At 27.3% G+C, this 12599-nt stretch carries 6 protein-coding genes and 1 tRNA gene; 5 read left to right on the forward strand and 2 right to left on the reverse strand.

Annotated elements, in window-relative coordinates:
* Positions 1 to 285 precede the first annotated feature (285 nt).
* Positions 286 to 1575 (reverse strand): glycoside hydrolase family 57 protein, encoded by a 1290-nt coding sequence (locus ACZ5QM_RS03600; RefSeq protein ID WP_464182709.1) that lies wholly within the window; start codon positions 1573 to 1575, stop codon positions 286 to 288.
* 256 nt (positions 1576 to 1831) lie between these two features.
* Between ACZ5QM_RS03600 and ACZ5QM_RS03605 the strand changes: the two genes are divergently transcribed.
* A tRNA-Leu gene (locus ACZ5QM_RS03605) sits at positions 1832 to 1913 on the forward strand.
* A 1552-nt stretch (positions 1914 to 3465) separates the two neighbouring features.
* On the opposite strand, the gene ACZ5QM_RS03610 is transcribed toward ACZ5QM_RS03605, so the two are convergent.
* Positions 3466 to 4722 (reverse strand): glycosyltransferase, encoded by a 1257-nt coding sequence (locus ACZ5QM_RS03610; protein ID WP_464182710.1) that lies wholly within the window; start codon positions 4720 to 4722, stop codon positions 3466 to 3468.
* A gap of 1955 nt (positions 4723 to 6677) precedes the next feature.
* Here ACZ5QM_RS03610 and glmS point away from each other — a divergent pair.
* The 4 genes from glmS to prfA all read left to right on the forward strand — a co-directional run bounded on the left by glmS (position 6678) and on the right by prfA (position 12587).
* Complete coding sequence (gene glmS / locus ACZ5QM_RS03615; RefSeq protein WP_464182711.1) at positions 6678 to 8405, forward strand: glutamine--fructose-6-phosphate transaminase (isomerizing); 1728 nt, start codon at positions 6678 to 6680, stop codon at positions 8403 to 8405.
* Between the two features lie 4 nt (positions 8406 to 8409).
* Positions 8410 to 9051, forward strand: coding sequence for a GNAT family N-acetyltransferase (locus ACZ5QM_RS03620; protein ID WP_464182713.1), 642 nt, complete (start codon positions 8410 to 8412; stop codon positions 9049 to 9051).
* Between the two features lie 782 nt (positions 9052 to 9833).
* The gene (locus tag ACZ5QM_RS03625; protein WP_464182714.1) at positions 9834 to 10952 is read left to right on the forward strand and encodes a glycosyltransferase; all 1119 of its coding nucleotides are present in this window, start codon (positions 9834 to 9836) and stop codon (positions 10950 to 10952) included.
* 555 nt (positions 10953 to 11507) lie between these two features.
* Positions 11508 to 12587 carry a peptide chain release factor 1 gene (gene prfA, locus ACZ5QM_RS03630; protein ID WP_464182715.1) on the forward strand — a complete coding sequence of 360 codons (1080 nt, stop codon included), beginning with the start codon at positions 11508 to 11510 and terminating at the stop codon, positions 12585 to 12587.
* The last annotated feature ends 12 nt before the right edge of the window (positions 12588 to 12599 follow it).

Here is a 12599-nt window from a genome sequence, read left to right on the forward strand (position 1 = left end):
TGAGTAAAATTCAAAAATTTTTTATACTGATAGCTTCTTGTACAAGTTTGTTGGGAACAAGAGAAATAAAACTAATAACACAACTAGGCTTTAAATTTCTAATCAACTCCGTCACTTGTAGTTCATTATTGGCAATTAAGGAAATAAAATTCTCTCAGTAGAGCACATCATTGTTTTTCCATATACTTAAGAATACCAACATAAGCTAAATAGATACTAACTCGGAGGAGTACTAGTATTGATTGTCTCAGTATTACCTTATTAGTAACACTTTCATTTATTAATTCACGGTGATTTACTTTTTTGTTTTCTTAATTCTTGTTTCAAGCGTTCAATTTCTTTATTTTGATTTAAAATAGTTTTTTTTAAAAAACTAAGTTCTTCGTTTTCAACTTCTTCAGGAGATTGCTCATTTACTCTAATACTGAAATCACTTAGTATGTTCATATAATTATTAAAAGCATCATAGGCGCTTTCATAGGGACTAAAAACACTTTGTCCAGAAAAGTGTCTTGTATTCATGTAATGAAAATTATCAGTGGTTTGCAGATGGTTCCAATCTTGTAAAATTCTGTAGTCACTTATCAGGTGAACTTTTTTAGTAATACCATACAATTTATTTATTGCTTCTTTTTGAAGAAGGTTACCCATCCAATTGCTGATATCTTTTTTTTCCCCTGCCCATGAACAAGGATAAGGAACAGTTAATTCACCTACTGAATTCAGTTTGTCAATAACCTCAGAAAGGGTGAAAAATTTAATATTTTTCACTAAAGCAAAACGAGGAATTGATTCGAAAAAGTCAAATATTCCTGTTGATGCGGCTTGCAATCCACCTAGTGTATCGTAAGTTATAAAAATATTCACTAACTGTTCAGAATCTGGAGTATCGGTAACCCATTTTACAAATTTATCGCCAACTAACGGATATTCAATCCAATTATGACTAGAAAAACGAAAAGAAATATCATCACTGAGTTTTGTATTCCTTGTTAACAATTTTAATGTGGGGACAAAAGCAGAAGAATATAAATAATTGGAACTCTTCCATCCTAAAATATGCTTAGCTCCTTCTACTAATATAGCTTCAAACCCCATATTTGACACCTGTAAGGCAATATTATCGGAATAAATTAATTCAGAATTTCGGAATATTTTAGGTTTTTGTTCAAAGAGAAGCTGAATTTTTTCTGAATGAACTTGTACTTGTTTTACAAACTCTTCTGGATTAATAAGAGAAGCTAATGAATGATTATATGTTTCTGCTAAAAACTCTACACAACCAGTTTTTGCCAATTCCTTAAATTGCTCAATCGCTTCTGGAACATAGGCTTCTAACTGTTCTAACACAGTTCCGGAAATAGAAAAAGTAACTTTTAATTCCCCATTATATTTTTTGATCATGTTTAATAGTAAATTATTTGCTGGGAGATAGGTACGTTCTGCTATTCCACAAATAAAATCTTTGTTAACAAGGTCATCATAATAGTAGTGCTCAGTACCAATATCAAAAAAACGATATCGTTTGAAACGAAGGGGTTGGTGAACTTGGAAACAAAAACAAATTGCTTTCATGATTATATGGTTGAGACCCACGAAAATCCCGTTTTGTAACTGATAGTTTGATTTTTCAAAATCCTAAATATCCAGGCTATTAACAGTACTCTTCCACCTACGAATATTATAAACGTTTTGTTGTTTTACTACTAAAATTATTTAGATTCCATTTTTCATAGACGAACGAAATCTTAACAAAGATAGGAGATTTTTATATAACACAGAAAAATGCAACTTTTTTTTAAAAGAAAAGTTGTATTTTTGTGGCAATTAAGCGGCTGTGGCGTAATTGGTAGCCGCGCCAGATTTAGGATCTGGTGTCGAAAGGCATGGGGGTTCGAGTCCCTTCAGCCGCACAAGGAAGTATCAAGTCTCCCTAACTACTTCTACTTTTAGAAAACGGTATATTATTATGACTAGCTAGGACATCAATGAATTTCTGAATATATCTCATTCTAGCAAAGTAAAACTGAAATTAAGAAGAAAAAGACATTTATGTTAAATATTTCAGAATATAATAATTGCTGACAAACGTGGTTTACTATAATTACTACAATTACTATTTGAGTTAAAATTTTTGTTCAAATGCTTTATTGTGTATGTAAATTAGAATTTAGAAGTTATGCGGATAATCCTATTTCTTCTATGTTTTGTCTTATTTATTAAACAAAAAAAACTTCTTAATGTAAAAAATCACCTTAATGGTAATTACTGACTGTAATTTGAATCTCAGTATGTCATTAAACGAAATTTCTAAAATTTATTGCTTACATCGTATTATGTATACAAAATTTTACTAAAATTGAATTTGCTATCTTTAGAGAACATTTTTTTTTAAAAAAAACTAAAAAACTAACAAATTATACATTTTTAGTAAAAAGTTTGAAAAAATTATCAAAAGTAAATAATTACTAAAAACAGAAATACTTTTCTAAGCAAATTGATAAAACGTTTTTTTCAACAATTAAAATTCTATTTCTTAATTCTGCTATTTCTGTTAGAGCAAGACATATTGATTGTAGAGATAGAATTTTTTAAAAAGTTGTTTTTTATAGGAATTCAGCAAGAGTAAAATTAAAATACATGTGCAACTGTGAGTTGCATGGATATTATCAACATATAGCTGATAATTTTGAATAAGCTATGGATTATTCATGCAATAATGTGTATCCAAATCTAAATAATTTAATATTGAAACTAGATTGTGAAATCTAACAGTGAATTATCGACAAAACTTATTGGATTTATATGGAAGTTAAATAACGGTAATAATGCAGTGACCTTTATAAAGGTAAAATATAGAAATTCATAATCATTTTTTTGTTTTCTACTAGATTAAGAAAAAATAATAGGAGATCACTGATAGTACATAGCTTTTTTTGAAAAACCACAAAATATTTATAGAAAACAAAATTGATAAAAATATTCCCTTCACCTTATATATCAAGTAATGCTAAATGTAATTGAATAATATTCAAAGTTTTCTTTGCTTTACCTTGAATTTAGTTATATTTTAAAATTCTAAGATAGAAACATAAGATATTGATTGTGCTAACAAATGAAGAATGTGTTAAAAGATGTCATTTTTTCTAAATACAACTAAAAATTTAGTATGATTTTTTCAAGGATATTAAAAAATTGAAGAGAGTACAAGAATAGTGAGTAAAAATAATAAAAACCTAATAAGACTTGTCCCAAACAAACAATGTAGAAACGAAGGATGAAAATTAATAAAAATTCATTAGGACTATTAATTAGGAAAACAATTTTTTACGTACTAGAGGTTTAAATCCACGAGATATTTCTATTAACATAACAATAAAATCTTGATAGATTTTATTGTTATGTTAATAGACGATACTAAAAATTATCTTGGATTTTATCCAAAGTTGTATATAATAATTTAGTTTAAACTAAACTATTATATACACTGCGAATTCTATTCCCTACTTTTTCCCATGTTATTCTTTCTACTTCATTTTTACCTTCCACTTGCAAATATTTTGCTATGCTAGGATAAGTAAGAATAGAGTACATAGCATCTGCTATAGCTTCTATATCCCAATAATTAATTTTAATAGTTTTTTCTAAAATTTCGGAACAACCTGATTGTTTGGAAATAATACTTGGTACACCACATTGCATAGCTTCTAAAGGAGAGATACCAAAAGGTTCTGAAATAGAAGGCATAACATATACATCACTGGATTTCAATATTTTGGACACTTCTATTCCTTTTATAAAGCCAGTAAAATGAAATCTATCAGAGATGCTTAGCTGAGCAACTAAACTAATCATTTGATTAATCATATCACCATAACCTGCCATGATAAAACGAATATTTGATTTTTTTCTTAGTATTTTTGCTGCTGCTTCTACAAAATATTCTGGCCCTTTCTGCATAGTAATACGTCCTAAAAAAGTAACAACTTTGTCTTCTGTTTTTTTTTGAGATTTTATCTCTGCTACTTTAGAGCTTATTGGCTCCACGGCATTATGAATAGTGGTCACTTTATTAGGATTTTGGTAGTATTTTTCTATTACTGTATTACGAGTCAAATTACTTACAGTAATAATGTGATCAGCATTATCCATTCCATCTTTTTCGATACCATAAACTGCAGGATTAACCTTATTATGACTTCTATCAAAGTCGGTTGCGTGTACATGGACAACAAGTGGTTTACCTGTAATATATTTAGCGTGAATACCAGCAGGGTAAGTAAGCCAATCGTGTGAATGAATAATATCAAAATCTATTGTGCGAGCTATCACTCCAGCGATAATAGAATAATTATTTATTTCTTCCAATAAATTGTCAGGATATTTTCCAGAAAATTCAATACAACCTAAATCATTAGTATAGCAATAATTAAAATCGGCATAAATATGATTTCTCAAATCATAATATAACTGAGTATCTATGTAGTTACCAATCCTATTTTGGACATAGTTCCAATGCACATTTTTCCATACAATAGGAGTATTACAAGCTCCTATCAATCTTAAAAAACTTTTATCTTCATCACCCAAAGGTTTTGGCATAACAAAAGTTATTTCCATATCAGACTGAAGAGCCATCCCTTTAGTTAATCCATAACTTGCTGTACCAAGCCCTCCGAAAATATGAGGAGGAAATTCCCATCCAAACATTAATGTTTTCATTATTACAAATTAACTCTAAACGTTTTCTATCTATCAATAATTTCAAATTAAAATACTTTGTATTGATATTATTATCAAGTTTCTAAAAGTTTTAATGCATAGAAGATACATTTATAGTAAAATAAATTGTTCCAAGACTCTTGAATGTGAGATACAATCAAATAATTCATACAATTAACTAGATATAATGAATATTCATCTCTTTAAGCAAATACAATTAATTTTTTTTATAAAAGATACTCTACTTTTTTGGAATAATTTATGATTCTCATCTAATAATCATAAATTATATTTTTCCTAATGAAGAATTAAACTTATTTATACTGAGCCTTGTATATATATTTAACGAATGAATATTTTAGGATCTCAGTAATTGTTCTGATAATAATATTCAATACAGAGTTCTTTTAGTTTTATTTAAGGAAGAATAATTCAAAAAAAATAGCAAAAATATATTATAGCTAACGCTTATACACAATTTATTTAATAAATATTCATATTTTTTTAAAAAGTAACTATAAAGAAAATTTAAGTGTGATTTTTGTCTAAGTATACAGAAATTCATTAAATTTCAATGAATTATGAACTATAAAATATTAGACTTAACAATATGACTTGAGCAAAAAATTATATGTCTTCCTTAAAAAGTAAAATTTATCTAAATAACACTTTAATTTTTCACCTTTCTATATAAACGTCCGATTCTAATATCGGTCATTTATTACAGTATATAGTATTGGATAATGTTTTATAACATAACGAGTATTTTATTTCAAAAATTTATATATTGGTATATTCTTATAATTCCTAAATCTCATATAGCCAATATACATCTAGCATACCAATTTTTTGAAAAACTTTTTTATAACTCATGTTTTTGTGAACAAAGGATAGTGATAGTAAGTGTCCATAAATTTTTCAAGGTTTGCTGTGACATCGGTTGTCAGCGAGTATCACGGCTATAAAAAATAAACCTCTTAAAATATCTTACTAAAAAGTAAATTTTACTTTCAGAAAGAAAGTAATTAAAATTGTTGCACAAATTTTAGGAATTTGGTCTAAAAATTTACTAGAATATTAACCAATACTCTAATAAGTTCTATATCCATACTGAATAAAATTGTGTTCAAGAAAGGTAATAAGACATTATTTTCAAAATTTAGAATAGATATGCTAGAAATTTGTGATATCTGCAAGTATTACAGCTTACAATGGTAGTGAAATGATAAAATTTTCACAGGTTAGTAGAAAATCCTACCCTGCAATTATTCTTTTAAAATTGACAAGTAACACAATTTAATGTAACTCATATTTTACATAACAAAATTTAAGGATAGTTACGTATATTCTTAAATTTTGTAAGAAAAAATTTCTTCTTAAATTTTATGGGAGAGATTATTTATAGGAAGAGGTTAATTTTTATAAAAACCACCACTCTAAGTTAGAGTAGATATCTGATTTAGAATTGTAGAAAAACCATAAAACATTGGTAGAGAGTTTGTTCTTGTTAAGAGCTATTATGAATAATCTTTGTTCAAAGATTATTCAACGAATACTAAATTATAAAAAACTAATACGTAACTTTAATAAGTTGGTTTTATTGAAAAAAGAGAAATTTCTAGTAAAGCTATTTTTTGTAGATAAAAATAATATTTCACTAAAAATAAGTGAAGGATCGAAGTTTTTTTTCATAAACTTTTTTGGTATCAGAAATTTTATTTTATTATGATTATACAATTCACAATTTAAGATAACGTTTGAAAATTAAGATAAAAGACAACTTTAAATCTTAATATTTATTCGCTTAACTTTGAGATACTAAAAAATCAAAATGTGTATAGTGTACATACTTAAAATATTGAAATAAAATCTATTAACTCTTCTCCTGATAGTACTAAAATGCTAAAATGCTAAAATGCTAAAATGATTACTGATGGGGAGTAATAAAAATATCTATGTGTGGTATTATTGGATATTGTGGTGCTAATGGAAATGCTATAAAAGTTATTTTAGACGGATTAATTAAATTGGAATATAGAGGATACGATTCGGCGGGTATTTCTTATTTATTTAATAGTGAATTAAAAATAAACAAAAGTGTTGGTGGTGTTGATAATCTTATTAGTAAAGTAAATAAACATATTAGATCTAATCTTGGGCTTGGTCATACACGATGGGCAACACATGGAGAAGTAAATATTGATAATTGTCATCCACACAATATTGGTGCTATTACTTTAGCGCACAATGGTGTTATTGAAAATTATTTAGAGATTAAAAGTTATCTACAAAACAAAGGTTATCAATTTAATTCAACGACTGATACAGAAGTGGCATGTGCTCTTACAGATAGTATTTATAATGATACAAAAGACATTATTGAAGCACTCTATCTGACAAATAATATGCTTGTTGGTTCATTTGCTTTTGGTGTCATGGTTAAAGGGAACAAAAAACTCTATGCCATGAAAAGAAATAGTACACTTGTTGTTAGTTATAATAATAACGAAGGATTTCTTGCTTCAGATGCTTCTATTTTAGCTTCTTATACTGACTCTTATATTTTATTAGAAGATGATGATATTGCCGAAATAGATCCAATCGTAACAATTTTTCATCATAAAAGACAGGTAAGTCGTATGATCAAACCAATAATTAATACTAGTGAGTTTAAAGATAAAGGTAATTTTGATTACTATATGCTTAAGGAAATTTATGAAGAACCAGATATAATCTATGAAACATTACATAGTTTTACAAGAGAATATTTTGATTTAAAACGATATAGTCGTATTGATATCGTTGCATGTGGAAGTTCTTACAATGTTGGATTATTAGTTAAATATTGGATTGAACAACAACTCAATATTTTTACCAATGTTGAAATAGCCAGTGAGTATCGTTACAAAAAGTTGATTGTACAAGACAATAGTTTAATAATTATTATTTCTCAAAGTGGAGAAACAGCTGATTCACTCGCTGCTACTAGAATAGCAAAAGTATCAGGAATACCAACTTTAGCTATTGTTAATGTTATTGATAGTAGTATTGCAAGAGAAGCCGATAATATTATTTATACGAAAGCTGGTAAAGAAGTGTCAGTTGCCACAACAAAAGCTTACATGGCTCAATTATTGAATATAGCTCTTCTTATCAATAATGATAAAACTTTATTTGAGGGACTAACAAATGAATTATTTTATATTATTAGTAGTAAAATGGAAGATATTATTAAATCTGCTTATCAACTTTATAAAGCAGAACATATATATTTTTTAGGTAGAGGTGTTGATTATGCTATAGCCATGGAAGGAGCTTTAAAAATTAAAGAAATATCATATATTCATTGTGAAGCATACGCTGCTGGTGAAATTAAACATGGTACAATTGCGCTAATCGAAAAAAACACTCCTGTGATTGCTATTGTAACAGATGATAATATCCGAGAGAAAACGATTAGCAATATGAAAGAGGTTAGTGCGAGAGGGGCAACTGTGTTGGTTATTACAAATAAAGACGTACTAGATTTTAATAATAAAATTGTTGTTAAAAAATTACCAATGATGGCTCAACCATTCAGTATTATTTTGACTTTACAATTGTTAGCTTTTCAAATAGCTAAATTGAAAAATTGCAATATAGATAAACCTAAAAATTTGGCAAAAAGTGTAACAGTAGAATAGGCCTATGAACAACATAAAACCTCGAGAAAGAATTGAAAGTAACAGATTATCCCTATTAAAATATGTTAACAACAAAACAACTATAGAGGAGTTGTTAAAGTTTTATGATAAAGATTTAGAATATGTTGGCTTTTGGAGGGAAACCATTTACAAGTGGAATAGTGAAACCAATGTTAAACATTACATTCAGAATTCAGTTAATATTTGGCAAGAAGTAAAAGAGCTACGTTATGCCATATATTTGAAGAATAATAGTTTTATCGGAGAAATTAAAACTGTTATCGATTGTCATAATGAAATTGCAGAGATTGGGTTTCTTTTAGATAAAAATCATGCCGGGTACGGTTACATATCAGAAGCTATACTAGTATTAGAATACTATCTTTTTAGTATTGGTTTTTATCGTATTGAAATAATGTGTGATACGGAAAATAAACGTTCAATAAAAACAATCTTAAGAACAGGGCATTTATTTGAGACTGTTCGACTTTGTAATAAAGTTTACAGTTACAAAACTGGACATTTTCATACCGCTTATTTTTACAAATTAAAAAGTAATATAAAAAAAATAGATCCACTACAGTTTGACCAAAAGCTTTACAAAGAAATATTGACACGAATTAATATAATTTTAGAAAAAAACTAGTTTTTTTGTTTCCGATTCAGAACGTTTATTCAAAATCTTATTAACTATATTGACACATATCCTGTCTATCTTAGGATAAAGAATAACTGTATTGTCTGTTCTAGAAAAAAATATTTGATATTTTGCAACGCATTAAATTTTCCCCCCCCCTCCCCTCAAAAAAAAAAGAATTTAATGATTGCTTCTGTGGTTTCTTTAGTTCTGAAATCAATATTTATTCTGTTTTGAAAGTTTTTTTTTAAAAAAAATACTTTGTTCGTATACATATTTGTTTTCGGTTCATTTTTTCTTTTGAACATTGCTCAAAAGTTTTTTCAACTTTTGAGCAATGTAGATTTAAAGAATTGATTCATAATGAAAATAGAAATCTGTGTTCATATGTATCACTGATATTTGAAATAAATTGGTTTTGGTACACACTTTTTTAGCAATTATTTTTTTTATCGTATGAAAACGAAATAATAATTATTCCTACAACTTTTACTCATTAAATTTTAATATTTTTTTCTAAAACTGAAATTTTGTTTTACATTCAGTAACAAAATTTGTAAAACAATTGTTTTTATATCCTAATTATCAAATAATTATTTATATCATGTTATTTTTAGTTTCTGTAAAAACATATTAAAAACTACATTTTTCTGATTGTAGATTATCAGAGATTATTAAATTACTTTTTAAGTAAATTTGTAAAGTTATAATTTACTAATAAGTAAAAAGGAAAATTTTAAGTTTCTCTCTTATAATCTTACTTATATCTACTATAATTCATTTTAGTTTTTATGAAAATTACTATCCTTTCTCCATTTTATCCATATAGAGGAGGCATTGCCCAATTTGGTGCCTTACTTTATAGAGCATTAGAAAAAGAACATCGAGTAAAAGCTTTTTCTTTTTCTCGTTTATATCCAAAACTATTTTTCCCTGGCCGGACACAGTATGTGGAAACAAAAGATAAAGCTATCTTTGTCCCTTCTAAAAAATTATTGGATATCATTAATCCATTTTCTTATTGTGAAATATGTCAAAGTATTGAAAAATTTCAACCAGATATATTAGTAATTGTTTATTGGATATCAATCCTTGCTCTTCCCTACGGATATATTTCCAAATATTTTAAAAACAGGGCAAAAATTATTTTTCTACTTCATAATGTAATCTCTCACGAACCCTTTTTTTTTGATAAATGTCTCACTCGTTGGGTATTTAATCAAAGTGATGGGTTTATAGTAATGAGTGAAATTGTAAAAAATAATTTATTAGCATTAAAACCTGATGCTCTTTACTGCTTATCTCCTCATCCTATTTATAATCATTTTGGAGAAAAAATAGAACAGAATACTGCTAAGAAAATATTAAATCTTCTACCGAATAAGAAAACTTTGCTTTTTTTTGGATTAATCCGTAATTATAAAGGATTAGACCTATTAATAAATGCATTTTATTTATTAGACGAGTCTTACCAATTGGTAATTGCTGGAGAATCTTATAGTTCATTCGAAAAATATCAACGAAAAATCAATACTTTTTATACACGAGATAGAATTTTAGTTTTAAATAGATACATAGACGATAAAGAAGTTTCTTTATTATTTTCCGCTACTGATATTTTGGTATTGCCTTATAAATCTGCAACTCAAAGTGGGGTTATTTCTATTGCTTACCATTTCGAAATACCTATTGTAGCAACTAGTGTAGGAAATTTAAAAGAAATAATAGAAAAATCTAATACGGGAATAATTTGTCAACCTCAAGCGAGAGACTTCGCTGTTGGAATAGAAAAAATTTTCACTGTTGGAATAGAAAAATTTGTTATTCATATTAAAAAAGTGAAAAAATCTCTTTCATGGGAAATATTTGCAGAAAATTTGAAAAAATTTGCTACTAAAATTTTTCCGTAAAAATTTAATTCTTCAAAATCATAACGTACTTCTATTTTTATTATTAATTTATTAATCATAATTAATAAATTAATATTTTTTGAAAAAATCCTTTTTTACTGTTAAAAAGTAAAAATACAATAACTTATGGTTAAATTTTACTCATAAAGCATAATGTTATTAACAGGAATACTTTGAAAAAAGTACACTGATGAAATATTCTGAGCATCCCAATTTGTATTAATGCTTTTATCTTCCTTTCCCTATATTGAATTATATTGTATCATATTGTATCATATTGTATCATTAGTTACGTTAATCAAGGCATATGATTTTATTATATAACGGGAAAAAAGTGTAAATATGTTGATAATAAAATGTATAAATTTGAAATGAAAGTTTTAAAAAAAATAAAAAGAAATGAAGAAAGGTTTTTCCTGCTTTATGAAGAATTTTTGGTTAAGATGTGGAAATAATTAGATTCCGAATATCAAAATATCAAAGAAAAAATCAGCAAGTATAAGCAAAGGGACAACAAATAGATAAAAGGGATAATAAACTCCTTAAAATGTAAAAATGGTTTCTTTATTAGAAAAATTAGATACTTTAGTGATGCGGTATGAAGAAATTGGTAAGCTAATTAGCAATCCAGATACTATTACCAATATGGAACGTTTTGTTAAGCTTAGTAAAGAATATCGTGAACTTGAGAAAATTTTATTTATCCGAAATCGTTATAAACAAATATTGACTAGTATAGCAGATGCTCAAACTATTTTAAAAAAAGAATCGGATACAATACTGCGTGAAATAGCTAAAGAAGAATTAGAGGAATCTGCTTTACTCCTTCCTCAGTTGGAGGAAAAAATAAAATTACTTTTAATTCCTACCGATCCTCAAGATGAGAAAAATGCTATTGTAGAAATTCGTTGTGGAATAGGTGGTGATGAAGCCGCTCTTTTTGTTGGTGATCTTTATAAGATGTATTCTAAATATTGTGAATCCAAAGGATGGGGATTGGTAGTAACAAGTATTAGTGAAGGAATTATCGGTGGCTTCAAAGAAATTATTTTTACTGTGAGTGGGGAAAATGTGTACGGTATATTAAAATATGAATCTGGTGTACATCGTGTACAACGTATCCCTATCACTGAAACACAGGGTAGAGTACATACTTCTGCAGCTACAATAGCCGTATTCCCTGAAATCGAAGATGTTGATATAAAAATTAAAGATTCGGATATCCGTACTGATACATTTTGTTCTTCTGGTCCTGGGGGGCAATCAGTAAATACTACCTATTCTGCCATTCGTTTAACGCATATCCCAACAGGTATCTTTGTCCAATGTCAAGACGAAAGATCACAACTTAAAAATAAAGAAAAAGCTATGACAGAGCTTCGTTCTCGCATTTATAATATGGAATACCAAAAAAGAATAAATGAAACTGCTTTAAAAAGAAAAACAATGGTTTCTACCGGTGACAGATCAGTAAAAATTCGAACTTACAATTATCCACAGGGACGAATAACTGACCATCGTATAAATTATACGACATACAATCTGCTATCATTTTTAAATGGGAATATTCAAGAATTTATAGATCAATTAATTATAGCAGAAAATTATGAAAAATTAAAAGAAAACGAACTTTAATAAAAGAAAAAA

Source organism: Azobacteroides sp. (SeqCode) (assembly GCF_055395615.1).